This window comes from Finegoldia sp. P3-F-LR (genome assembly GCF_052932165.1).
In genome coordinates, this window is sequence record NZ_JBRFJE010000023.1 from 1 (window position 1) to 26,544 (window position 26,544).

Sequence of the window (26,544 nt, forward strand, 5' to 3'; positions counted from 1 at the left end):
ACTCCTTCAGGTGTATCCGCCCATCTTCCTTCTCTGTACAACTGTACGCATTCTTTTTTAAATTCATAACTATATTTCATAAAAATACCCTCCTTACTGGTTTGTCCAGTAAAGAGGGTACATATCATCATCTGCCCAACCGATATTTATTTCTTTTTCTTTTTGACCATCTTCAATCTGAAGAATTCTTCTCTTTCTTTTTCAGCTAATATATCTTCAGTATCTTTGATGGATTGTTCGTATTTTGGAATTTGTATTTTATCCAACGCATTGGCACGTTTTTGAGTTTTTTTAATCTCTTTACCCAATTTATACACTGCATTTTCCATTTCAGCTAATTCGTAGATAGTCTCTCTAATTTTGTTGAATGCTAGAACAGCCCTATCAAACGAAGCATTAGTTCTGAAAAAACCATATTGTGCTTCGGCTTTTGATTTTGGATATACAATGTTTGGAACTTCAACTCCCATTACTGACTTATAAATTATATCGAATTCTTTTTCGTGACTAATCGAATGGGAAATTTCTTCAAGTCTATCAGTTCCAACTGTTATGGATGCTTCTGTCAAAAGCTCGTAAGCTTCATCGAATTCTTTTTCAATGGAATCTTGAAGAGTTTGTGCTTTTTTCATTAGTCCCATCATTTCTTTGATGAGGACAGTTCTTTTTTTATCCAAAAGATTGTAACCTTTTTTGGAAAAATCTAATGTCTTTTTAGCTTTTATTAAATTCCCCTTTGTAGGAGTCATCTTATAAACTGCCATATAATCACCTATTCATATGTTGTTTTATCATTTCTGGTGATAATCTGTCCAATTCGTTTTCTGGTAATATCTTCAATAAATCCCACGCAAGATCTAGTGTTTCTTCTATTTCTCTGTTTTCATAATAATCTTGTTTTACAAATCTGTTTTCAAATTCGTCTCCAAATTTCAAATATTTTTGATCGGCTTCACTCAAATCATCTGCTCCGATAATTTGTGCCAAATCTCTGACTTCTTGAACGTGAGAATAACTTGAAAATAATTGGCTACTTACATCCGGATGATCTTCTCTTGTGTATCCTTCACCAATACCATCTTTCATAAGTCTCGATAATGATGGAAGAACATTGATTGGTGGATATATGTCTTTTTGCATCAAACTTCTTTCCAAAACAATTTGTCCTTCAGTAATATATCCTGTTAAGTCCGGAATAGGATGAGTGATATCGTCATTAGGCATCGTCAAAATCGGAATCAAAGTTACAGAGCCTTCTGCATCTTTAATCATACCTGCTCTTTCGTACAATGACGCTAAATCAGAATACAAATATCCTGGATAGCCCTTTCTGGAAGGAACTTCTTCTCTTTTTGATGAAACTTCACGAAGAGCTTCTGCGTAACTTGTCAAATCAGTAATGATAACCAATACGTGATAATTTTTTTCGAAAGCCAAGTATTCCGCTGCAGTTAGTGCCGCTCTTGGAGTAATAATTCTTTCCATTATTGAATCATCAGCGTAATTTACAAACATACACACATTATTCAATACACCAGATTGTCTGAAAGTATCTTCGAAAAATCTTGCTTCGTCGTGTTTTACACCAATCGCTCCAAATACAATAGCGAAGTTATCTTCGTTTGCGCCTTTGATTTTGGCTTGACGAACGATTTGTGCAGCCAATCTATTGTGACTCATTCCAGATCCAGAAAATACTGGAAGTTTTTGTCCTCTAATCAAAGTCATCAAACAATCTATCGAACTAATTCCTGTTTGGATAAAATCCCTAGGATAAACTCTGGAAACCGGGTTGATGGCACGTCCATTTACGTTGTAGCGTTTTGCTGCGTAAATATCTCCTCCATCATCTATTGGTTGACCAATTCCGTTGAATTTTCTTCCCAAAATATCTTCTGACAAAGCTATTTCAAATGGCCTTTGTGAAAATCTAACTTTAGTATTTTGTGTACTCATTCCTGTACTGTCACCAAAAACTTGGATAGTAACAGTATCATCGTTAATATTTACAACTTTACCGACCATTGATTTATCTGATGCAGATGATTTTACTTCGACAACTTCCCCAAAAGATGCTTCATTTACATTTTCAACTTCTATAATTGAACTTTCAACTTTTTTTAGTTTAATGTATTCTTTTATCATAAAATCACCTACTTTTCGTATTTGCTAATCAAATCGCTGTAAAACTCTTTGATTTCGTCATTCAAATCTTTTATTCCACTTAAATCTTCGTTAGAAATTGTGTTCTTCATGGCGATAACTTTTGAATACAAATCTGCATTTTTTACTTGAGAAATAGGAATTTGTTCTTTGATTGCCTTGTGTCCTTCTTCGTATAGTAATTTTATAGTTTTAAGCATTTCAACTTGTTTCTTAAGAGGAACATAAGTATCCACCTTACTAAAAGCATTTTGTTGCAAAAATCCTAGCTTCATTACATTTGAAATGTCCAAAATCAATCTTTGATCGTCTGGAAGAACATCTTCACCGACAAGCATTACTATTTCTTTTAATTTGTCTTCTTCATATAACAATTTAAGCATTTGATTTCTCAAATCTACAACATCTTCACCAAGTTTGGATTCGTAATAATCTCTTAATTTTTCTACATAAGAAGAATAACTACTCATCCAGTTAATAGCTGGATAGTGTCTCGAATATGCCAAGTCCTTATCCAAACCCAAGAATACATTTACGAATCTCTTAGTGTTTTCTGTAACTGGTTCACTGAAATCCCCACCAGCTGGTGAAACAGCTCCGATAATTGTAACTGATCCTTCGTTGTCGTTCAAAGTTTTCACAATTCCCGCTCTTTCGTAGAACTGTGCAATTCTAGATGGAAGATATGCAGGATATCCTTCTTCTGCAGGCATTTCTTCAAGTCTTCCTGAAATTTCACGAAGAGCTTCTGCCCAACGAGAAGTCGAATCTGCCATAATTGCTACATCATATCCCATATCTCTGAAATATTCTGCCATTGTAATTCCAGTGTAGATACTTGCTTCTCTGGCTGCTACTGGCATGTTGGAAGTATTGGCTATCAATACAGTTCGTTCCATAAGTGGTTTCCCGTTATTAGGGTCGATAAGTTTTGGAAAATCTTCCAATACTTCTGTCATTTCGTTACCACGTTCACCACAACCAATGTAAATAATAATATCTGCATCGGCGTATTTTGCCAATTGGTGTTGTGTCATTGTCTTTCCTGTACCAAATCCACCAGGAATTGCTACAGTACCACCTTTTGCAAGTGGGAAGAACACATCCAAAATTCTTTGACCAGTTTCCAATAAGCGATCGACATCTAGTCTTTCTTTGGAAGGTCTTGGAATTCTGATTGGCCAGTCTTGGTACAATTTTATATCTGTTAAGTTTCCAAAATCATCTTCCACTTGCATAATAGTAGTCTCAATATTGTATTTGCCATTTTCAAGAACATTTTTTACAGTACCATTAACTCCAACTGGAATCATAATTTTGTGAACGATAGCTTCTGTTTCTGGAACTTCTGCTATTATTTGTCCTTGAGTAACTGTATCACCATTTTTAACTTTTATAGTGACATCCCATAATTTTTCTTCGTCGATGGAAATAAGTCCGATACCTTCTGGAATGAAAGTTGAAAATTTATCTCTTATTTCTTTTAATGGTCTTTCTATTCCATCAAACATATTTTTCAATAAACCAGGTCCTAATTTTAATGAAAGTGGTTTATTAGTGTGATAAATTTCATCGTCTTTTTTCAATCCTTCAGTTTCTTCGTAAACTTGGATAACTGCGATATCATCTTCAAGGCTGATAACTTCTCCGATTAATTTCTTTTCACCGATTAACACCATTTCTTTCGCTGTGAAATCGGTCATATTTCTTCCTTTTATTACAGGACCATTAATAGAAAAAATCTTACCATTATTCATTGATATCACCACCAGTCATTAGATTATGAATATCTTCACCCATTGCATGTTTGCAATCTTGCATTTTTGACAAATAAGTGTAATCAAAATTCACTGTTTCTTCTACATCTTGAATCATAAATCCACCCAAGTAATTGTTCGCAATGGATTTGATTTCTTCGACTTTTTCTGAACTGAAATTCTCAGTTACATAATCATAATCGTTTTGTAAAACCAACAACACTACCTTGTAATCCAAATCAGCCAAGTTTTCTTCAATATTCTTGATTAATTTTTCCTTGTACTCATTAGTCTTCACAAAATCCAATATTTTTTTAGTAACATTATCAAACAATTTTTGCAATACATTTTCTTTTAAAACCAAAAGCTCTCTTCTGCTTTCTTGTTCAGCAGTTCTCAATTTTTCGATAGATTTTTGTTCAGCTTTTCTGGTTCTTTTTTTCAAATTTAAATTGTATTCATCAATTAATTTTTGTTCGTAGTTTTTTAGCTCATTTTGATTAGAGTTTTTTACTTCAAGAAGTTTCTTTTCATAATCTTTTTTCTTATTTGCATAGATTATTTTGTTAAAAATATCTAATTTCTTTTCTAATAAAATCATTTCTACCTCTAATCTACCTTAATTCCTATAGACCCCTTAATGTATTTCATTAAGAAATCTTTGTCTTCAAGTCCTTTTCTTCCGGGTATTGTTACAACTAACTGCTTCTTACCCTTGTCTTTGTGTTTTGTCACTTCATCTTTTATAGTATTGAACACTTCTTCAGTGATAATGACAACGCCCAAAGTATCATCAATAGTTGCAGCCTTAAAAGCTCTCTTCATTTCAGCTTCGTTTTTCGCAACTAAACCAGTGATTCCAGCAAGGCGCATACCAAGATTTGTAACATTATCCGCACTTATAATTACGGATTTCATAATTATAATTGTTGCAAAATAAGAATTGAAATAACCAATCCGTAAATTGCAATACCTTCTGCTAATCCTACATAAATTAATGATTTACCTAATAATGATGGATCTTCACTAACAGCTCCCAATGCTGATGAGCCTACAACACCTACTGCATAACCAGTACCAATTGTTGCAAGACCTGTTGACAAAGCAGCTGCCAAAAGTCCAAGACCATTAGTTGCACCAGCAGCAGATTCTGCAAATGCAGAGTTAGGCATTAAGAATACAAATGCCATTACAAGACATGGAATTATAGCAAAAAGATTAGTTCTTAATGCTTTCTTTAATTTTGTTTTTGATGAATCAGTGTTGTTGTATAACAAATAAACACCTGAACCTATAGTCAATAAAACTATTATTGCTGTTGAAATTAAAATAAAATACATAAATTTATCTCCTTTAAATTCTCTTTATAGTTGGTTGGAACAAAATTCCATCACCCTTAAAATATTTACTAAATAATTCATAATATTCAAGTCTCAATGATTGAATGAACACAATCAAACCTTCAAGACCCAAAATCACGATATTTCCTACGATTATCATAGCTATGTTACCTGCATTAGTTCCGATCATTTTACCAATAGATGTAAATGCCAAGAATAAACCAACGTGGTTGATAGCAAATGCCCCTACTCTTATGAATGATACAGTTGAAGAAAACATCGAAATCAAAGTTTCAATAATCGAAAATGAACTTTCAACATAATAACCTGTAACATCCAAACCATTGTGAAGAGGTCTTCTCTTGTACAAAAGCTGTGTCAATGGAACTTTGAAAATCATGACAAAAATCACAATCAACATACACGCCGCAATCACTCCAACAGAAACAATGTGCAATTCTAATGCAACTGTTGCAGCTAATAATAAGAATAACAAGAATAGCAAAAATCCTGCCAAACCTTCTTGTCCGAAAAGTCCTTCTTGCACATCTTTGAAAATATAATTGTTGCATAATCCCAAGATGTAAGCTATCAGTAAAAGTACGACACCAAGTCCAATAGCTATAATCAAAACTTTGTTGATATTTTCAAATGGCTTCAAAAACAATGCCGGAATAATTCCTTCTAGTCCAAAGAAAGAACCGTAAAGAACTCCAAACACCATGGAACTTGCACCAATTCTTTCAAGAAGTCCGCCCATCATCTTATCTTTGAATTTCGCTAATAAGACACCTGCTACAAACATCACAGCGCCTTGTCCCAAATCCCCAAACATAGCACCGAACAACAACATATAAGTCAACCCGAAAAATACAGTTGGGTCGATTTCCTTGTAATTTGGAGTGCCATACATATTAACTAAAAGCTCAAACGGCTTAAAAAATTTGTTGTTTTTGAGCTTAGTTGGAGGAGTTAGTCCACTGTCATCTGCATCCAAGAAATTAATGAACATATCATCGTATGCTGATAATTTTTCTTGAACAACACTCTTAGCTGATTCAGGGACCCATCCTGCCAAGTAAAAGTAGTTTTCACTTCTTCCAAGTAAACTCTTCACATCTTCTAATTGAATCAACAAATTAGCAGAAATCACCATATCAATGATTTTGCTTTTGTTATCTCTGTAAATCTCATTTAAGCTTTGATTTAATTCTGAGATTTCAGCTCCCAAGTTTTCATTTTCCAATTCAATTTTGGAAATTATTTCTTTTGGAACCTCTTTTCTATTTTTATTAATATTGATATCAGTCCAATTCAACGATCTCAAAATTCTGTCTGTTTCAATGGACACATCTTTAGGATAAATCGCTACATAAACTTCCTTTTTGTTCTTACTTGCCAAATGAAGTACACTTGCCATGATATTATCGTAGTTTTTCTTCAACTTTAATCTATTTTCCTTAGACAAATAGCCAAAGCGATAATCGAAATACTTCAAATCACACAAGCTTTCAATAGATACATCCAAATCTTCTATCAAATACAAATCTTCCAATTCTTTTTTATTTTCATCAATTTGGTTTTCACAATGGTAGATCTTGTCCACCATAGATTTAATAGAACCGTAGAAGTCTTTGATTTCATCTTCGTTGTACTCTCTTTTTAATCTCTCATCTTTCAAATCAATCTTGAAAATATCCTTCAAATTATCAGCAATAGAATTCAATTCCTTAATATCCCTGTTTTCAAAACCAGTAACATTATTAAACTCCATAGTTTTTTCGATATTTTCACTATTGATATTAACGATAAAAGTATTGTTTTCGATTTGGCTCAAACTATCAGTAAGTTCGACACTGCCAATATCCAACAAATCTTTTATAGTGGATTCAAGATACTTCAGATTTCCAACTACATTCATCATGTACATTTTTTCTGCTCTCAATTTACCACTTCCTTAAACTCTTCTAATCAGATAAGACTTGGACTTTTCAAAATCCAAATTAAATCTCTTAGATTCCACACTTTTTTCAATATCAAACTTTTCAAATTCAAGTAATTCGCCAATCGCAATAAGTTTCGAAATATTGTACTTATTAGTATGTAGCAAATCCATAGCCTTGAAATAAAGATATCTGTAAACTCTCCTATCCATATACAAATCAATATCATTGTCGGTATTAACCAAGAACGAATACTTGCTTTCGGAAATAAACTTCATTAACTCATCAAAATCCATATACGAAATCTTCTTCAAATCGTCCAATTGGAACAATTTACCGCCCAAAATCGTAAAGTTGAAAATAATCTCGCTATTGATTTCATAATATTTGTTAGCTCTATAAATCCATTCCAAATTCAATAAGTCGATTTTTTCACCATAATAATCTTGGACAATCTTAGAATCTTGTTTCGATAAACCTTGACTCATCTTGATAATGTTTGAATAATAATTTCTATCCAAGTTCATCTCAATAAAAAACAAAATTCTGTGACGATTTTCTTCCTTGTACCTATCGACAATAGATTTGTATGGCTCATCTAACATATCCACAAAATCTTGAATCGTAGTCGACGAAGAAATTCGAGAAAATTTTGTATCCTTGAGAACTATAAGATTATCATTCAACCTATCGGTGTATTCCCTTCTAACGATAACACGCGCCAAAGTTTTAATATCTTCAACGACATAATACTCCAACAAAGAATTATAAAAATCCTTGTATCTGCCATTCATATAATACTTCAACTTTTCTTCAGTTCTAATCATCTTATCATTAAGACTATTTTCAAACTGACTCACGCCCTCGTTTGCGTATTCACCCTCAATCTTTCCCAATTTCAAAAGATAACCATATTGATCCTTATTAGTATCAGCTTCTAATAATTTCTTAAAATCTTCATCAGACAAAAGCTCTGAGCTAATCTTAGAAATCTTAGTATTAAGCGCACTATATAATCTTGCAGATCCCATAATTACTCCGTAATAATATTGAAGAATTTATCCACCAATCTATCCTCGTTCTTATCGAAGATTTCCTTCAAGTGATTTTTCTTTTCTTCAATACTCTTCTTTTGATTTTCGATATTATTGTTTTGGCTATTAATAATATCTTCATGGACAGAATTAAGTTTAGTTACAGATTCTGATTGATATTTGTCTTCAAGCTCTCTTATAGCTTCTTTTTGTTTTTTTTGTTCAGTCACAAGATCATTTTGAAAAGATTCATCCAAATCCTGTGCTTTTTTATCAATCTCAATTATTTTATTGATTACATCTTTCATAAACTCACTTCCTCACATCTACCTATTATAACCCATATAATTTTTTAAATCTAAATTGATTTTAGATATATTGTTGAATTTTTTATAAAAATTGTTATATGTATAAATGAAAACATTTTTATTATATTTTTTTGATTGTTGTAACTTTGATATTTTTAATTTACATTTTTTAAAATGAAAAATAATTTTTTAAAAATTCAGACAAAGTTTTGCTTTTTGTGATTCAAATTTTAAAATTTTTTCAATAAAAAATGCTGCACGTTTTATTGTGCAGCACCCAAATACTTTATTTCATTGAATTTACTATTTGTTTCATATTTTCAACTGTTGTTCTACCTGTCAATGTATATCTAATTCCATCCGCTACGAAAATAGCTGTCTTTTTAGATACAAAATCTTGTGGTTGATTTCCATCAATTGTTTCTTCAATTAAATTAACTTTATACCCTTGTTCTGAAACGAACTGCTCAGTGAATTTGTACATTCCCAAATAATCAGTAGTCCATAAATTATTCAGCTGAGTTTCACTTAAAACTATATCTGCTTGTATTGATATTGGAGATTTGTACAATTTTCCTTCATCAAAACTATAAAATCCATCTTCTTCATTATAAGAATAATTTGAAGTGTCTCCAATAATATAATTATCACACTTGATTATCGCATAATCTTTATTATCAGTTTCAACATCTGTAATCATATACTTATCGTCTTTTGAAAGTTCACTATTTAAAAGGGAAACTCCCAATTCTTCTTGTATTTGTTTGTAATTCATTCTAGAAATAGATTGTGGTTTAATACTTTCTTCTATATTTTTTATTTGTTTTGTTATCTTCATAGAATCTAATTCTGGTAATTCTAATTCATTAACTTTGGATTGTTCATTAACTAATTTAACCCCATAAACTGTTGAACTAAACACAATTGCAAAAACCATCATACATAAAACAATAGTTAATTTTTTTGTTGATTTTCTTCTACCATTATAATTTTTCATTTTATTAATTTCCTTTCATTTTTTCATTTTCATTGTTAAATTATATAACAATGTTGAGCATTTTGTTTTTTCTTAAACTTCATTATTGATTATATTATTTATGTTGTATTTGTTTTAATTTATACCATTTCTCGTAATTTGTCAAGGCTTTTTTTAAGTTTCCCCAATAAAAAACTGGGAGATATTCTCCCAGCGATAAACTATTTTTTGTTTTTGATTCTATTGTATCTTTCTATGTTTTGTTCATTGGACAAAAAGTCGTAAGCGTTGTTAACTTCTTGGAACTTAGCATTTGCATCAGCTGCCTTGTTTATATCAGGGTGATATTTCTTGGCAAGTTTTCTGTAGTTCAATTTGATTTCGTACTTGTCTGCGTTGTATCCAACTCCCAACGTGTCGCAATGTTGTTCGTAAGTTCTTACAAAATCATCCACTGGATTTTGGTATTGATTTTGATATCCATATCCTTGTTGACCATAACCTTGGTTGTATCCACCGTATTGACCTTGCTGTTGGTAATACCCGAAATCATCGAAGCCAAATCCGTTTTGATTGAACCATTCGTTAAATCTTCTAGTCCATTCTTCTTGTTCACGTCTTTGTCGTTCTTCACGCGCTTTTCTTTCTTCTTCTTGTTTGTTGAAGATGTATTTTTTCTTGTAATCAGAATAAGAGGTGTATTTTGTTTGTGAATTATTGAGATAATAATCCCCGTATCCCAGTAGGAATTCAACCATAGAATATTTTACATATTTTAGATAATTGACGAATCCTTTACCCAAGATAGGAAATATCGTTATGAACAAAACCGTAAATGTAATCCATTTGTATTTGAAAAATATATAAGGAAAAAACAATATAAATATACAACCGAAGGATAATATGGATCCTAGTACATACCTAAATCCCACAGTTAAATTCACCAATGTTTCTATAAATGCTATTAAAAATCCGAAAAATCCATCCAAAAATTTCGCAAATCCTTTTACGAAACCTCCCCATGCCTTCTTCATTTATTCACCTACTTCCAATTTCTTTTAATTTATTATATCATACTAATGTCACAAATTAGATAATTTATGAAAGAGGTAATATGAATAATTTACTTGAATCACAAAATATAAATAAAAATTTAATAAAAGATGTAGAAAACTTTTTGAAGGACAATGATGTAGATGACAAATTCAAATCCAGAATTCCTAAACCACGATTTAACTACTATGGAAAAGAAGTTTTGGAGATGGCTATAACAAGCATTTTGGAAGCGAATAATTTGCTATTGGTTGGTCCTAAAGCTACCGGCAAGAATATATTGTGTGATAATTTGGCATATATTTTCCAAAGACCACAATGGAATATTTCTTTTCATGTAAACACGGATTCTGAAAGTTTGATTGGTATGGATACTTTAAAAAACGATGAAGTTATTTTCAGAGCAGGTCCAGTGTTGGAATCTTCATTGAACGGAGGTTTCTGTGTGTTTGATGAGATTAATATGGCGAAGAACGATTCTGTAGCGATTATGCACTCCGTCTTGGATTATCGTCGAATTATAGATATACCTGGTTTTGAAAAAGTAGATATTCACGATAAAACAAGATTCTTAGCTACAATGAATTACGGATACGCTGGTACGCGTGAAATCAATGAAGCGTTGTTGTCCAGATTTTTTGTAATAGATATGCCAAAAACAGACGAAAAAACTTTGAACAAGATTCTTTCAGAAGAATTTTCATTGACAGACACCGCTCAAAAAATGTTCGTGAGATTTTTCATGGATTTACAAGAAAAAAGTTTGAATTCTGAAATTTCTGGAAGATGTATCGACTTGCGTGGTTTGTTATCTTCAATCCACGCTATGAAAAGAGGTTTGAGCGTTAAATCAAGCTTAAAGCTTGGAATTGTCAATAAAACATTTGATGAATTTGAAAAAACAATCGTGCAAGATATTATCGATACCATATTTAAGGACGATTTAAAACCGGAAGAGATATTTGAATAATGGAAGATTCAAGGTCCAAAAATCTATTTTGGTTGTTGAGTGACGATTACAACATTAACCCTAATTTAGATTTTATTACAAAAGATAATATCTATTCTGAGATTTTTCAGACTGCGCTTTTTGGATTTGCTCACAGATTTTACGATATGAATTCCGTTATGAAAATAATTGATAATGTGTCAAACAAAACGGATATTTTTACGATTTTGATGATAATTTTAAACAACAATCTAAAAGATAAAATGTTAAATGAAAGAAATGGGCTTGAGGATTTTGACAGGTTACAGAAATTATACTATTCTGACAAGTATTATAGGTCCAATCCTAGAAACATTTCTGAAGAATTAGAAAAATATCATTACACTGATAAGCCCTGGACAACTACAAAATCCATCAGAGAAATCTTGATGTTGACTAAAACAAAGTGCAATGATAGTTTGTCTCTTATAAATCTTTTGATTGAGATTATAAATAAATATTTCTACTCATATAAAGATATTAGCAATAATGATAATTTCGAAAAGATAAAAAAAGAAGTCAAACCAGTTATCCAGAAAACTAATCAGAAAATTATAACAAAACAAGAAAATGTATCTCAACTTGAAAAATATTCCATTGGATCACAAGAATTTACTGAAGATTTGTACAAATTATTGGAAGATGAGGATGTCGACAGCGACTCTTCCACTCAAAAAACTTCCCGTACTAAGGATGTTCATCAAAATATCGAAAGATTGTACGGAAAAAGTATCGTTGATCAATCTATTTTGAATTCTTTGAAAAATAAACTGTCTACCGATATTCATTCTGATATAAATTTTCACATAGTGAATGCCAATTCTACTAGAATCGAAAACTACAGAACGAATTTTTTGGTAGAATCTTACAATGAGAATGTTAAACATTTTGAGAAGAATATCCTAATATACAATCGTCAAGTCAATGTTTTAAGTGAAATGCTTAAACTTGCTCTTCTCAAAAATGAAGATGATGATGTTAGAAGGTCGACGTTCGGAACTATCGATATCAAAAGAGCATGGCGTCACACCAAACTAAACGACAATAAAATTTTTAACAAAATCTACAAAAACGAAAACAGTCCAATGTCAGTTGATTTATTGTTGGATATGTCTGCGAGTCAAAGTGAGAAGAAGGAAATTATAGCAGCACAAGCTTATGTTATAGCGAAAGCATTAAGTGATTTGTCCATAAAAGTTCGTGTACTTGGTTTTCAAAATATGTACGATTATTTGATAATTACAAAATTCAAAGACTACGATGAACAAAACTGCAAAAATATTTTTCATTATCATCCAGAAGGCTCCAACAGAGACGGATTGGCACTGAAATTCATGAGAAATATTATGACAGAACAAATGGAGTCCAAACTTTTGATATTGTTGACAGATGGTAAGCCCAACAATATCGTAAATCTTAATTTTGTCGGCAAAAGCAGATTTAAAGCGGAAGATTATGTCGGAGAATTAGCAGTAAAAGACAGCGCAAAAGAAGTATTCTTGACTAGAATGCAAAAAATAAAATTACTAGGTGTGTTCACTGGATCACAAGACGATTTGACTTTTGAGAAGGAAATCTTCACTAATGATTTCTGCTACATTAAATCTCCTGAAATGTTTAGCAAAACCGTCGGCTCATTTATCAAAAATATAATATCTAATATGTAATTAATTTCAAAACGAAACCGTTAGAACCAACTGATTCTAACGGTTTATTTATAATTTATTTTCATCAACTAATATGATGTCATCCATTGTGGTTTTGTTCAAATCAATCAATCTTTGATTTGAAGATCCACGAAACTTCAATCGTAAATCTTTTAATTCTTCTACGAATCTTCCATCAACAAGTACATCGCACATGTCCAATAGTTTTTTGCAGTTTTGTTTTTGAGAAAGTGTTTCGTAAGTGTATCCCGAAAAAATCCAGATACTTTTGTTCGTATTTTCTCTGATTTTTCCCACAATTTCTATCAAATCATCGCATGATTCGAATGGTTCTCCACCTAAAATTGTGAGTCCATCAATTTCTTCTTGGTTCAAATAATCTATTACTTGATGTGTTTGCGTATCTGTCCATTTTTCTCCAAAATTGGGATCTTGATATTCTTTGTTAAAACAATTCTTGCAATTGAGGCTGCATCCTGTTACAAAAAACGTGCATCTAATTCCAGGGCCGTTTGCCACATCGTATTGTCTGATTTGTGCGTAATTCATTAAATGTGTAATACCCTATCTTTGATTTCTTTTGTTCTTCCTTCGTTCCAGAAGTTTTCTCCAAGATATCCACAAGTTCTTCTAACAACATTCATCGTAGCATGGTCTTTGTTTCCACATTGTGGGCATTGCCAATCACCATCTTCGTTGATTGTAATTTCTCCATCGAAACCACAGTTTTGACAATAGTCGCTTTTTGTGTTGAATTCTGCGTATTGAATATTATCGTAAATGTATTTGACAAGAGTCTCCAAAGCTTTCAAATTCTTGCTCATGTTTGGAATTTCTACATAAGAAATACATCCACCTGATGATTTATCTTGGAATTTCGATTCAAATGAGAACTTTTCAAAAGCAGATATTTCTTCTCTTACATCAACGTGGAATGAATTTGTGTAGTAACCTTTATCTGTGATGTTTTCGATTACTCCGAATCTTTCCCTGTCTATACTATTAAATCTGTGGGTTAGACTTTCTGCTGGAGTTCCATACAATGCAAATCCTAGATTAGTTTCCTTTTTCCATTGTTTTATTTTTTCATTCATGATATCCATTATTTTCATTGCAAATTCTTTGCCTTTTGGAGTTGTGTGGCTTTCACCAATTGTTAGTAGCGTTGCTTCGTAAATTCCAATGTAACCCAAAGTCACAGTCGCATATCCACCTATCAACAAATCTTTGATTGGTGTGTGTGGTTTAAGTCTCGCGATAGCTCCGTGTTGCCAATGAATTGGAGAAGAATCGCTAGTTACATCTTTTAGTAAATCGTAACGCAACACTCCTGCACGCTTACACATTTCTAATCTTTTGTCTAATATTTCGAAGAATTTGTCTTCATCGCCATCTGCCAAAATTCCGATTTGTGGTAAATTAATCGTAACAACTCCGATATTAAATCTACCTTCAAATTGATAATTTCCATGTTCATCTTTCCATGGAGACAAGAACGCTCTGCATCCCATTGGACTGAACACATTTCCTTCGTAGTTTTCTCTCATTTTCTTAGCCGAAATGTAATCAGGATACATTCTCTTAGCTGTGCAACGAATTGCAAGTGAAGTCAAATGATAAAATTCGCTGTCCTTGTGAATGTTATTTTCGTCCAAAACGTAAATTAACTTAGGGAATGCGGGTGTAACATACACTCCTGCTTCATTTTTAATTCCTTGAATTCTTTGCTTCAAAATTTCTTCTATTATCTTTGCAGTTTCTTCCTTGTATTCATCGTGATCTTCAATAAACATAAACAAAGTCACAAATGGAGCTTGTCCATTGGAAGTCATCAATGTATTGATTTGATATTGGATTGTTTGAATTCCTGATTCCAAGTCTTTTTGAGTCATCTTATCTGCCATTTTTTCAGCCATGTCGATGTCTCCAAGAGTTTCAATACACAAATTCAAATTCTTTTCGTAAGATTTTCTCAAATACTTTGACAAACATCTAATATCGATACTTTGACCACCGTATTGATTACTTGCTATTTGTGCGATTATTTGAGTCATTACATTACAAGCAACTTGGAATGATTTTGGCGATTCGATTAATTTGCCGTTTACAACTGTTCCCTTATCAAGCATATCTTTCATATTTACAAGGCAACAGTTAAACATTGGTTGAATTATGTAATCCATATCGTGAAGGTGAATTGCTCCTTCATCGTGAGCTTGAAGCAAATCTTGAGGAATAAGCTTTCTTCTAGCAATATCCTTACTAACTTCACCAGCTATTAAATCTCTTTGAGTAGAAGCTATCACTGCATTTTTGTTGGAGTTTTCTTCTAACAAATCCTTGTTACTTTCTTCCAATAAACCGATTATACTTTCATCAGTCGTGTTAGTTTCCCTTTTATATTTTTGTACGGCTTTATAGTTTTCGTATGCTCTTGCCGTAGCGGGATTGTTGTACTGAATTAATTTATAATACACTTGGTCTTCGATATCGGTAATACTCAAAACTTTTCCAATCGTTTTGGCATATCCTTCAATTTCTTTGGCGATTTTTTCAGCCAAATTTTCCTCGTAAATTCCTGTACTACTATTCATAGCTTTTTCTATCGCAACGACAATTTTTTTAGCATCAAATTCAACTTGTCGTCCGTCTCTTTTTTCTACAGTTAGCATTTGCAATCCCTCTTCTCTTTCCTTTTTTATATGATTAAAATCTTTTTTACTTGATTTTTATTACTGCTTTATTATATCAAATACTACAGATAGTATCAATATGTGGGTTTTTGATTTTTATTCATACTATATATAGTTAGTAGGATTTAAAACATTAAAAAAGCACCTTATCAAAAAGGTGCTCTGCATAATAATTTAATTGTGGCAAATTTAAGCTAATATTTATAATTTTAAAATTATTTTAAAATTCCAAATTCATATCCCTTATCTTTAAAATTTTTAATAATTGCTGAAAGTGAATCAACAGTTAGTTGTTTTCCTGGTGCATCGTGACACAAAACTACAACTAAATCTTGTTCAGCTTGATAAGTTAATGAAGTATTTGCAAATTCAACCATGCCTTCCACAGTCGTCGGTCTTCTGCTTTTTGGTTCAGCATCTCCAACTAAACTGTTCCAATCTATCCAGTGAATTCCCAAAGATTCTAACGCATCATCACCTGGCTTTAATTGTTGCCAACTCATGTGTCCGCCCGGATATCTCCACACACTCGTTTTAAAATCTGGACCAAGCACATCTTGCAATGCTTTTTGTGCCATTTCTGCTTCCTTTTTAATTCTATCAGCGTTTGCAACTCTTCCTGGATATAATTTTGAATAATCGTGTTCAAAAGAGTGAAGAGCAATTGCATGACCTTCATTTAATTGGCGTTCCAAAATATCTTTTGTATCTTGTGAAACATGTTTACCAACTACAAAAAATGTAGCAGGAACATTTTCTTTCTTTAATACATCCAAAACTTGTGGAGTTATGCTGTGATTTGGACCATCATCAAAAGTCAAGAAACAGATTTTTTTGTTGTCAGTGTTTTTAACATAGCCCTCAGATTTTGTTGGTCTAATAAATTGACTAATTGTTTTGGCATCATAAGCATACGAATCTGCTTTTAAAATATGATTTGAACCCTTCATTAATTTATTCGGATCTGGTTTTGGCTCTTCTTTTTTCTCAGCGTTTTTTTTGTTCGATTTCTTAGAAGAATTCTCAGCTACTTTTGGATTAAGACTTTGTTCGCTGTTGGCTACTTTTACTGCAACAAAACTTCCTACAGCCAACACAAAAACCAAAAGAACTATTGAATTGATGATTTTTTTTCTTCTCTTGCGTTTTCTTCTCGCTTCTCTTTCTTCTCTCATAATATCTCCTATTTTTTATTTAAAATCTCTAAAGCTTTTTGAAGTTGATTATCTTCTTTCATAAACTCAACTCCGATACCCTTAGCTTTTTCATCTAATTTAATTTCAACATCTGGTTTAACACCTTGCTTGTGAATTTTGTTGCCATTTGGTGAAAAATACTCACTAATAGTAAGCTTCAACCCTTCGCCTTTATCCATAGGAATAATCGTTTGAACGATACCTTTTCCGAAAGTTTTCTCTCCGACAATCGTAGCTTTCTTGTAATCCTTCAAAGCCCCTGTCAAAATTTCAGATGCAGAAGCACTTGAACCATTCACAAGAACTACCATTGGTAGATTTTGTTCCGAAGAATCACTCTTTTGGACATCTTCTTTTTTATTCTTATCTACAGTCTTAACTATTACTCCTTGTGGAAGAAGATAATCTGCTATTTTAACCGTAGAATCCAATAAACCACCAGGGTTGTTACGCAAATCCAAAACAATTGATTTCACATTTTGCTTTTTCAAATTTTCGTATTGTTCGATAAACTCCTTGTCAGTTTTCCTATCAAATTGAGTTATATTGATATATCCTATGTCTCCAATTTTTTGAGAATTAACAGTAGTAAGACTAATCATACGACGTGTGATATTTACATCGAAAATCTTACTAGTTTTGTTCTCCATTCTGGCAATAGTAAGCTTAACATCTGTATTAGGCTTACCTTTCATAACCTTCACTGCATCATTCATTTGTGATGCATTGTAATCCTTGCCGTTAATTTTAAGTATAATATCATCTTTTTTGATGCCTTTTTCAAAAGCTGGACTACCTTTGATAGCACTAACAACAGTTATAGCACCAGTTTCAGAAGGAGTAACCACAATTCCAACACCTGCATATTCTCCCTCAGTTTGTTGATTCAAACTATCCATCTCTTCCTTAGTCAAAAACTCAGAATAAGGATCTCCCAAAGCTTTTACATAGCCTTCAACAGCTCCTTCTTGTTGCTTGTTCTTGTCTATATCAAAAAGATAATATTGGTCAATCAAGTTTTCAATTTTATTGATCTTCGCTAATGGAATACCATTTTCATTGGCAATCGCAGTTCTTTTTCCCGTAGCATTTCCTACTGAAAAACTAAGATACACCAATAAGCAAAGTCCCAATCCAATAAAAACTTTTTTAAATGTTTTCATAAATCACCTCTAACTAATATATAGTATAACAGATTAACGATTTTTTGTATTAAAATTGAGTTACAATTTGTCTAAGATTATTGTGCTTTTAATAAAAAAATATCCTCTTTTAATCAATAAAAGAAGATATTAATTACATTATTTAATTGCTAATAGCATAATTCATAACCCTGTCATTGCCAATAGCGTAATCTTGGATTTGATTTTCAATAAACATATCGGGATACCACGTCAAGCCATCTTTTTTATTAAGATTGGAACAGTGCATTATGTCATTATAGTTATAGTCAAATCTAAATAAATAACTTGATGCAGATGAAGTAAATAGGTGACTATTTCCAAAATACAACATAGAACCATATGCAGATGTTGTCCAACCAGATGGTCCTCCTGTAAAATTACCCACTATAGTAACATTATTTAACCTCTTCTTAATATCATCAATTAAAAATGTCGCTGCTGAATAAGAATTGTAATCTGTCAAAACTCTGAATTCAAGTTGTGGATTTGATATTTGATATGTTTGTAGTTTTCTAGATAGCTCTCTAAAATGTGTCGTTTCTCCTCCATTATTGTATCTAAGATCTAAGATGATCTTGTTCGTATTATTTTTCTTGATAATACTATCCATATTTTTTTCTAGATTTTTTAAACTAATCTCATCACTTTTATCAGCTGCCTGATTATATTTTACAATGAGGCTTCCTTCTCTTTCGTAACAATAAAATGCTTCATCATCGGTAAATCTTTCCTTATTATTTTGAACAAAATTTTTATCTATTTTATTATTTAAATCGTAAAGAAATCTTTTGGAGTCTGTGCCTTCAAAATATTGCTTAAAGATTTTAGTAGGTTCCATTTTTATAGCTTCTATATCGATATTTTGAATCTTGCCATCATTTTCTAGTTCTAGTGATAACATGTTATTCTTACTTATATTTTCTTTATTATATATGTCAATATAACTCAAGTAATATGATTCAAGTTTAGCTTTCTTAAAATATTCATTCTCTCCTGAAACATATTTATAAAACTTATCAAGCAAACTTTTTGCAGACTCTCCATTGATGCTAATAATTTTACTATACAGTAAATTCTTGTACTTTTCTGTCGTATTGATTATGTAAATATCGTCATCAATAATTTTCATTTTTATCGGTAAATAAGCACTACCCACATTAATCATGCCAAGAGCATGACCATCATTGGTCATAGCGATAATTTTATCCATATCAAACTTCAAATCTGAAACTGTTCTGCCTGTTTTGTTTTGGATAATTTTATTTAATTCTTTTTTCATTTCATCTTCTGTTGAATACCCAAGATAAGACTGAGATTGATTAAAATAATGAAGAAAATTAGATAAATCTGTATTATATTCCTTATCAGTTAAAGTCTTATTAAAATCTATATTTTGTACAACAGTCGTCTTAAGCTTACTGTAGTCTACATTTTCATCTTGAAACATAGAATTTACATCTATTGTTAATACTTCAACATCATCTAATTCACTATCTGCAAAACTGTTTGTATTTGTTAATAACAGACTTATTATCAACAAAGATACTAAAGTTATTGTTTTAATTTTTTTCATAAATCTCCCCACTATATTTAAATTTATTGTTTTCTCAATGCATAATTCATAACCCTGTCATTACCAATAGCATAATCTTGGATTTGATTTTCGATAAACATATCTGGATACCACGTTGATCCATCTCTTTTATTAAGATTGGAACAGTGTACTGTGTCTTCTAATGTATAATCGTATCTTCTGACTCCACTTGATTTTTTGACAAATAATTTACTATTTCCTAAATACATAATACTTGACGATTCTGTCGTCCAACCAGAAGGTCCTCCAGTATTTTCCCCAATTATCTGAAGATTATCAAGATTTCTCTTAACTCCGTCTACGAAAAAGGATCCAGCAGAGTAATTTTCTGATCCAGTTAATAATTTTATTTCCAATTTAGGATTCAATAGTTGATATCTTTTCAGTGCCAATTCAAGTTCTTTTGCATGTGTTGGCCAACCACCTGTATTGTATCTGACATCTACAATTATTTTTTCTACATTATTTTGTGAAACATCTTTATCCATTTTTTCTATCATATTTTCCAAGATGTTATCTTTATCAGTATTATAACAATTGTTGTATTGTATGATTAAGTTAGTATCATTAATATAATAATAAAATGGTTTCATTTTCATGTATCTCATCTTGTCATTTTTTGTGAATTTATTTTTTGTGATATCTGTCATATCATATAAGATTTGAGAAAAATCCGTATTTTCATAACTATATTTGTTTATTTTAAAATCTGGCAAATCTATCATTTTGATTTTTTTATTAAGCTTTTTGCCATCAGTTTCTATTTGTAATTTTACTTCTCCATTTTTAATTATATTTTCTTTTTCTAGTGCATCTCCATAATATAAATAAAAATCTTTTATTATCGTATTTTTGAAATATTTATTTTCTGCTGAAGTGTATTTGTATAATCTTTCTGTTATGTCCTTGGTATCAATATCGGCAAATTTTATTATCTTAGAGTATAATAAATCTTCGTATTCAGGTGTTGTATTAATTATGTAATAATCTCCATTTATAATTCTAATCTTAATTGGCATACAGCTTTTGCCTATTCCATACATAGCTGAAGTATGTCCATCATTAGTGTTTGCAATTAATTTTGCAAAATCTAAGTTTAAATCAGAAACCGTTTTATTGTCCGATGTTTTCAATAGCTCTTCACCAAGTTTTTCTAATTCTTCTCTTGTAGAATTTCCTAAATAAGCTTGCCATTCCAAATAATAATTTATAAAATTTTTCATATCTTTTTCATACTCAGATTTCGTAAGTACTCTGTTTAATTCAATTTTTCCCAATTGTTTAACTCTTAAATCATCAAGATTGTGCTCTTCTAAATTTAAATTAAGTTCTATTGGTATTGTAAGAATTTCATTATCCAATTCATTCTTTGCAAATCCTCGTGTTTGTGTATTTAATGCAAGAATGCACGTTAGTAAGAATAAAATTATTTTTTGACTTCTCTTTGTTTTTTTCATTTTATTTCCTCTTAAATATTGTCAATCGTTTTCTACAATTCCATCTTACAAATAAAACACTTAATTGTCAAACATTTGGTTATATATTTTTTCAATATTGTCAGGTATTTTATTGCATTAAAAAAACTAAGTTATTGCTAACTTAGTTTCATAATTATCTTAAATAGTTAAGAGGATCAGTGTGTTGACCATTGAATCTAACTTCGAAATGAAGATGAGGTCCTGTTGAATATCCAGTTGATCCTATATATGCGATTAATTGTCCACGTTTTACTCGTTGACCTACGCTACAATTAAATCCACTCAAGTGTCCATAATATGTCAATGCTCCATTATCATGTTGAACTTTCACAAGATTTCCGTAGCCACCGCTCCATCCAACATGAACTACAACTCCATCTTCTGCAGATATGACATTTGTTCCCATTGGTGCTGAAATGTCTAATCCCGTGTGGAATCCCGATCCTCTTCCGAATGGATCGCTTCTCCATCCATAAAAAGAAGTCATTCTGTGAGATGATGGTACCGGCCATTGTAAGTATGCTCCGTCGTTATTGATGACTGGTGCTGAAATATTAGTATTGATTGCCTTGTTTCTTTGCGCCATTTCACGTCTTCTTTTTTCAGCTTGAGCTCTTTGTGCGGCAAGTAATTTTGCTTGTAGAATAGCCTTTTTTTCTTGGTCGATTTTGCCGTCAATTTTTTCAAGCTCTTTTATTAATGAAGATATTTCTGATTCAGTCATGGTTACATTTTTAGAAATATCGTCGATTAACTTTTGTTGTTCAGCCAAAGTATCATTTAATGCTACAACTTTTAATTCCAAATTCTTTTTTACAATTTCCATTGTTTGCATTTTGGATTTTAGTTCATCTTCTTTGTAATCTAATGAAATTTTTTCGTGTTTTAAATCATTCAATAGATTTTTGTCAAACCTAGCAATGTAATTCATCAAACTTACGTTGTTCAATAAATCGTTCAAATTTCCAGATCCGAAAAGCACATCGACTTTTGCACCGTCTTTTGATATGTACATTCCTTTTAATCTTTTTTGAAATTCTTTTGTTTTTTGGCTGATACTAGATTTGTAATTTTCGATTTCTTTTTTAGTGTCATCTATTGATTTATTAATTTTCGCCAATTCTTGTTGTTGAATAGCAAGTTCTGACTGAGTTTGAGTTAATTTTAAATTAATATTCTTCAACTTTTCCAACTCATCGTTCTTGTCATCTTTTAATTTATTTAGGTTGGATTTAGATTCGTTTAAATCCGAAGTTTTTGCTTTTTTTTCGTTATTTAATTCGGTTAATTTGTCTGCATACACTGCATTAGTCATAAGCATCATGCACAAGGCTAATGCGACAATTTTCTTCTTCATAATTCCTTCCTTATATTTTGAGATATTTTTTGCTACTTAATACGGAACCGAATGCTCCAATTCCGATACCTAGACTGATAAAAATCTTCAATAAATCCCACCTAATCATCACTGGTGGAACCAAATATGTTGATATCAATCCATACACAGTCTTATTATACCTCAAATATCCATATCTGTATAGGTAATAACAAGCCAAAAACGCAACCACAGCGCCAATTATTCCGAAAAATATTCCCTCAACAACAAGCGGTGCAGATATTACCAAATTCGATGCACCAATATTTTTCTTAATGGCAATTTCTTTTCTTCTGGCATACACAGTTAATCTAATCGTATTTGAAATATTTATTATCGAAATCATCACTAATATTGCAACTACGATTGATCCAGCGTATTTTACAATTCTAGATGCATTTGAAATTTTCGCAATTAAATCCTTGTAAAAACTTACCTTTTCAACGCCATCTATTTTTTGAAATTCTCTGACGTATCGTTCAGCATCGTTTACATCCTTCAGTGTAACTTCAAATGATGCAGGAAAAGCTGATTCCATTCCTTCTATCAAAGTTTTATCATCCAAAGATTTGGAGAAATTCTCCATAGCTTGTTTGTTGGAAACATACTTCAAATCCTTAATTCCATCTTTTTGTTTGATAAACTGCTCAATCTTTTTCGTCTTGTCCTCTTGTATTCCATTTTCCAAGTACACATTGACAAGATTAACTTTTCCTTCGATGTCTTTTACAGCTTGATTCATCGTCAACATAGATATAATTACAGATCCCAAAATCAAAAGCGCCAGAGAAATCGTCGTCAAAGATGCAAGTCCCATCGATCTGTTTTTCCAAATACCTACAAATCCTTCCTTCAAAGTGGATATCATAACTCTAATTCTTCTCATACATTCCACCTTCTTCATCTCTAACAATAATTCCTTTGTCCAATTGAATCACTCTTTTTTGTAACTTATTCACAATATCTTTCTCGTGAGTTATCATCAAAACAGTCGTGCCACGTTCATTAATTCTAACCAAAGCATTGGCTATGTCCATGCTAGTCACAGGGTCCAAATTCCCCGTAGGTTCGTCTGCAATAAGTAGTTTTGGTTTATTAACCATTGAACGTGCAATGCACACTCTTTGCATTTCCCCGCCGGATAATTCGTGAGGATATGCATTCTTTTTGTCTTTCAAATTTACCAAATCAAGCACAGTATCAATCGTAGATTTTATCTCTGAAGAACTCTTCCCCAAAATTTGCATAACGTATTTTATGTTTTGGTACACAGTCTTATTTTCCAATAATTTAAAATCTTGGAACACCATTCCTATACTTTGTCTTAATTTAGGAACCTTTCGTGCTTTTAATCTGGTTATGTCTTCACCGTAAAGGTAAATCTTACCCCTATCTGGATTTATTTCTTTAAGTATAAGTTTCGTAATAGTTGATTTGCCCGCACCGCTTGGCCCAATCAAAAAAACAAATTCACCTTGCTCAATTTTAAAATTGCAATCGTTTAGTGCGCACACTTTATTTTTATATGTCTTATCGACATGAACGAATTCTAACATTTTTCACCTCATAAACCTAATTATATCACAGTCTTTTTAAATTTTTAAACAACTGGATATTTAAATCTTTTTAGGGTATATATATTTTAGGTGATGAAAATGAACAAAAAAGAAATTAGAAAACAAATGTTAAAACAAAGAGACTCCATCTCTGATAAACAAAAAGTCGACGATGAACTCTTAAAAGAATTGGAAAACTTAGAAGAATTCAAAAATTCCGAAAACTTTTTTGTGTATGTAAGCTTTGGATCTGAGTTTAACACTCACCAACTCATAAAAGATTTGTTGGAACAAGGAAAAAAAGTGTACGTTCCCTATGTAAAATCAAAAGGACACATGATTGCTGTAGAAATCAAAAGCATGGACGATTTGGCTCCTGGAGCTTACGGAATCTTAGAACCTAAAAACCCAGTTGAATCAGACGTTAAATTTGATTTCATGCTAGTACCTGGACTATGCTTTGACAAAAACAAATACAGAATCGGCTACGGCGGAGGATTCTACGACAGATTCATCGACAAAATCGGAGAAGATTCGTATAAAGTATCAATAGTGTACGATTTCCAATTAGTTGATGATTTAAATCCAGAAGAGTTTGACAGACCAGTTGACAAATTAATAATTCAAAAATAAATATCCACAAGCAAAAAGACCACAAAATTGAATTTCAATAAGGTGACCCCAAAAAGTTGGACTTTATACCAGAGACATTTAGAAATATTTGTCTCTGGTTTTTTTGTCCTCATATTTCCCCTAGGGGAAATCGCAGTTAAGCTGCATTCAATTTCCTATATTCAACAGGACTTAAATATCCTAGTTTTTCTTTTATTCTATCTTCATTGTAATATTTTATATATTCTTTTATTGCCTTTTTTAGTTCGTTAAATGATTTAAACGTTCTACCATAGTAAATTTCTTGTTTTAATATTCCAAAGAAATTTTCCATAGGGGAATTATCTAAGCAATTTCCTTTTCTTGACATACTCTGTAAAATTCCATCACTTTCTAACCTATTAGTATATTGTTTTAATTGATACGCCCAGCCTTGATCCGAATGAAAGATTCTTTTATATTTGCAGTCTGAAGTCTTTTCTATCGCTTCTTCAAGAGGCGTTATTATTGCCTCTAATGATGGTGAAGTTGTTATTGAATAGCTAATGATTTCTCCATTAAACATATCCAAGAAAGGATTTAAGTAAAGTTTTTTTACTTGCATATTGCCAGACTTATCTGTTTCATAGTATTTGAATTCACTTGTATCTGTTGTGATTTTTTGATGTACTACAGAAGTGTTAAACCTTCTTTTTATCCTATTTTGTGCTACTTTACCCACTGTTCCTTTGTATGAGCAATATTTTCTTGATTTACGTGAAAAGTTTGTTACTTGAAGTTTAAGCTTCTGTATCAGTCTTTGAACTTTTTTCTTGTTTATTACAAGACCAATTCTTCTAAGCATTGCATGTATTCTTCTGTATCCATAGTTTGGATTATCTTTTCTTATTTTCTTGATTTGATTCTCAAAGGCTTCATCTTTATTTTTTCTGTCAAATCTTTTTTTCCAATACATGTATGTTGACTTAGGGAATTTTAAATAGCTAAGCAAATCTTTTAATAGATATTTTTCTCTTAATGAGTCAATTATTCTAGCCATTCTCTCATTTTCTGATCTTCCTCGTCCTCTAATTCCATCTTTTTTTTTAGAAAATCTATTTCCATTTGTGCCCAGTAAAGCTTATCTTTAAGTTCAGCAATTTCATCTATTTCTTCCTTAGAATATTCTTTCTTTACTTGTTCTTTATTTTTATATTTAGTCATACTTGAAGTTCTTCCTCTCTTTTTAGGTCTAAGTCCATCAAGTCCTTGATTTCTAAAATCAATTACCCATCTAGCAATGATCGAGGGATTATTAATTTTAAATTGATTAGAAAGTTCTTGATAGGACATTTCTCCTGTTAAGTACAACTTTACTACATTTTTCTTAAATTCGAAAGAGTAACTATTATTTTTTCTAGAAATTTTTAAGCCTTCATATCCTTGTGATTTAAATGAGTTAACCCATCTTCTAACTACTGAATGATCACTGATCCCATATTTAGCAGTTAAATATTTATATCCTCCTCGTATAATATAGTTGTAGTAATGAATACTACATTTTATTCTCAATCCCACTTTCATATGGGATAATAATTGTATAGATAGAGGTCGTAGCTATCCTCCTTGAAGCTAGTCTTCCTATTTA

Annotated in this window: 24 protein-coding genes; 3 read left to right on the forward strand and 21 right to left on the reverse strand. The window is 31.5% G+C overall.

Going from position 1 to position 26,544, the window contains the following annotated elements:
• Positions 1-146: 146 nt before the first annotated feature.
• The 11 genes from ACU68U_RS07970 to ACU68U_RS08020 form a co-directional block, all read right to left on the reverse strand.
• The gene (locus tag ACU68U_RS07970) at positions 147-764 is read right to left on the reverse strand and encodes a V-type ATP synthase subunit D (protein ID WP_094207409.1); all 618 of its coding nucleotides are present in this window, start codon (positions 762-764) and stop codon (positions 147-149) included.
• Positions 765-768: 4 nt separating this feature from the next.
• Positions 769-2,145, reverse strand: coding sequence for a V-type ATP synthase subunit B (locus ACU68U_RS07975; RefSeq protein ID WP_094207410.1), 1,377 nt, complete (start codon positions 2,143-2,145; stop codon positions 769-771).
• 8 nt (positions 2,146-2,153) lie between these two features.
• Positions 2,154-3,920: a V-type ATP synthase subunit A gene (locus ACU68U_RS07980; protein ID WP_002837283.1), complete on the reverse strand. Its 1,767-nt coding sequence runs from the start codon at positions 3,918-3,920 to the stop codon at positions 2,154-2,156.
• Entirely contained in the window at positions 3,913-4,521 is a 609-nt protein-coding gene (locus ACU68U_RS07985) for a V-type ATP synthase subunit E (RefSeq protein WP_446763103.1), read from the reverse strand. The genes ACU68U_RS07980 and ACU68U_RS07985 overlap by 8 nt, the downstream gene beginning before the upstream one ends.
• An 8-nt stretch (positions 4,522-4,529) precedes the next feature.
• Complete coding sequence (locus tag ACU68U_RS07990) at positions 4,530-4,838, reverse strand: V-type ATP synthase subunit F (RefSeq protein ID WP_446763104.1); 309 nt, start codon at positions 4,836-4,838, stop codon at positions 4,530-4,532.
• A gap of 2 nt (positions 4,839-4,840) precedes the next feature.
• On the reverse strand, positions 4,841-5,260 hold the full coding sequence (locus ACU68U_RS07995) for an ATP synthase subunit C (protein ID WP_094207412.1): 420 nt from the start codon (positions 5,258-5,260) through the stop codon (positions 4,841-4,843).
• Positions 5,261-5,273: 13 nt separating this feature from the next.
• On the reverse strand, positions 5,274-7,205 hold the full coding sequence (locus tag ACU68U_RS08000; RefSeq protein ID WP_446763105.1) for a V-type ATP synthase subunit I: 1,932 nt from the start codon (positions 7,203-7,205) through the stop codon (positions 5,274-5,276).
• 12 nt (positions 7,206-7,217) lie between these two features.
• Positions 7,218-8,234 (reverse strand): V-type ATPase subunit, encoded by a 1,017-nt coding sequence (locus ACU68U_RS08005; protein ID WP_446763106.1) that lies wholly within the window; start codon positions 8,232-8,234, stop codon positions 7,218-7,220.
• 2 nt (positions 8,235-8,236) lie between these two features.
• Positions 8,237-8,545 carry a hypothetical protein gene (locus ACU68U_RS08010; RefSeq protein ID WP_156849723.1) on the reverse strand — a complete coding sequence of 103 codons (309 nt, stop codon included), beginning with the start codon at positions 8,543-8,545 and terminating at the stop codon, positions 8,237-8,239.
• 286 nt (positions 8,546-8,831) lie between these two features.
• Positions 8,832-9,542: a hypothetical protein gene (locus tag ACU68U_RS08015; RefSeq protein ID WP_316523693.1), complete on the reverse strand. Its 711-nt coding sequence runs from the start codon at positions 9,540-9,542 to the stop codon at positions 8,832-8,834.
• 200 nt (positions 9,543-9,742) lie between these two features.
• The gene (locus ACU68U_RS08020; protein ID WP_446763107.1) at positions 9,743-10,555 is read right to left on the reverse strand and encodes a J domain-containing protein; all 813 of its coding nucleotides are present in this window, start codon (positions 10,553-10,555) and stop codon (positions 9,743-9,745) included.
• Between the two features lie 80 nt (positions 10,556-10,635).
• Here ACU68U_RS08020 and ACU68U_RS08025 point away from each other — a divergent pair, with 80 nt between their 5' ends.
• Positions 10,636-11,544, forward strand: coding sequence for an AAA family ATPase (locus ACU68U_RS08025; protein ID WP_094207417.1), 909 nt, complete (start codon positions 10,636-10,638; stop codon positions 11,542-11,544).
• On the forward strand, positions 11,544-13,229 hold the full coding sequence (locus ACU68U_RS08030) for a hypothetical protein (RefSeq protein ID WP_446763108.1): 1,686 nt from the start codon (positions 11,544-11,546) through the stop codon (positions 13,227-13,229). Before ACU68U_RS08025 ends, ACU68U_RS08030 begins: the two co-directional genes overlap by 1 nt.
• A 48-nt stretch (positions 13,230-13,277) precedes the next feature.
• Here ACU68U_RS08030 and nrdG read toward each other — a convergent pair whose 3' ends face one another.
• From nrdG to ftsE, 9 genes are all read right to left on the reverse strand, one after another.
• Entirely contained in the window at positions 13,278-13,778 is a 501-nt protein-coding gene (nrdG, locus tag ACU68U_RS08035; RefSeq protein WP_316533070.1) for an anaerobic ribonucleoside-triphosphate reductase activating protein, read from the reverse strand.
• Complete coding sequence (gene nrdD, locus ACU68U_RS08040) at positions 13,778-15,901, reverse strand: anaerobic ribonucleoside-triphosphate reductase (protein ID WP_316537115.1); 2,124 nt, start codon at positions 15,899-15,901, stop codon at positions 13,778-13,780. Before nrdD ends, nrdG begins: the two co-directional genes overlap by 1 nt.
• Positions 15,902-16,137: 236 nt before the next feature.
• Complete coding sequence (locus tag ACU68U_RS08045; RefSeq protein WP_227904979.1) at positions 16,138-17,097, reverse strand: polysaccharide deacetylase family protein; 960 nt, start codon at positions 17,095-17,097, stop codon at positions 16,138-16,140.
• An 8-nt stretch (positions 17,098-17,105) separates the two neighbouring features.
• Entirely contained in the window at positions 17,106-18,281 is a 1,176-nt protein-coding gene (locus ACU68U_RS08050) for a S41 family peptidase (RefSeq protein WP_225560505.1), read from the reverse strand.
• Between the two features lie 142 nt (positions 18,282-18,423).
• Complete coding sequence (locus tag ACU68U_RS08055; RefSeq protein WP_446763109.1) at positions 18,424-19,875, reverse strand: peptidase S41; 1,452 nt, start codon at positions 19,873-19,875, stop codon at positions 18,424-18,426.
• 23 nt (positions 19,876-19,898) lie between these two features.
• Positions 19,899-21,353, reverse strand: a complete 1,455-nt coding sequence (locus ACU68U_RS08060) for a peptidase S41 (RefSeq protein ID WP_316094042.1) — start codon at positions 21,351-21,353, stop codon at positions 19,899-19,901.
• Positions 21,354-21,507: 154 nt separating this feature from the next.
• The gene (locus tag ACU68U_RS08065; RefSeq protein WP_094208910.1) at positions 21,508-22,731 is read right to left on the reverse strand and encodes a murein hydrolase activator EnvC family protein; all 1,224 of its coding nucleotides are present in this window, start codon (positions 22,729-22,731) and stop codon (positions 21,508-21,510) included.
• A 10-nt stretch (positions 22,732-22,741) separates the two neighbouring features.
• Positions 22,742-23,635 (reverse strand): permease-like cell division protein FtsX, encoded by an 894-nt coding sequence (gene ftsX, locus ACU68U_RS08070; RefSeq protein ID WP_278735450.1) that lies wholly within the window; start codon positions 23,633-23,635, stop codon positions 22,742-22,744.
• Positions 23,622-24,305 carry a cell division ATP-binding protein FtsE gene (ftsE, locus tag ACU68U_RS08075; RefSeq protein ID WP_002835102.1) on the reverse strand — a complete coding sequence of 228 codons (684 nt, stop codon included), beginning with the start codon at positions 24,303-24,305 and terminating at the stop codon, positions 23,622-23,624. The genes ftsX and ftsE overlap by 14 nt, the downstream gene beginning before the upstream one ends.
• A 99-nt stretch (positions 24,306-24,404) precedes the next feature.
• On the opposite strand from ftsE, the gene ACU68U_RS08080 reads away from it, so the two are divergent.
• Complete coding sequence (locus ACU68U_RS08080) at positions 24,405-24,938, forward strand: 5-formyltetrahydrofolate cyclo-ligase (RefSeq protein ID WP_446763110.1); 534 nt, start codon at positions 24,405-24,407, stop codon at positions 24,936-24,938.
• A gap of 136 nt (positions 24,939-25,074) precedes the next feature.
• Here the strand turns inward: ACU68U_RS08080 and ACU68U_RS08085 are convergent.
• Positions 25,075-26,480, reverse strand: a protein-coding gene (locus ACU68U_RS08085) for an IS3 family transposase (protein WP_446763111.1) whose coding sequence is annotated in 2 segments (ribosomal slippage) — positions 25,075-25,962 and positions 25,965-26,480 — 1,404 coding nt in all. Because the reading frame shifts where the segments join, the coding sequence is not laid out codon by codon here.
• Positions 26,481-26,544 lie beyond the last annotated feature (64 nt).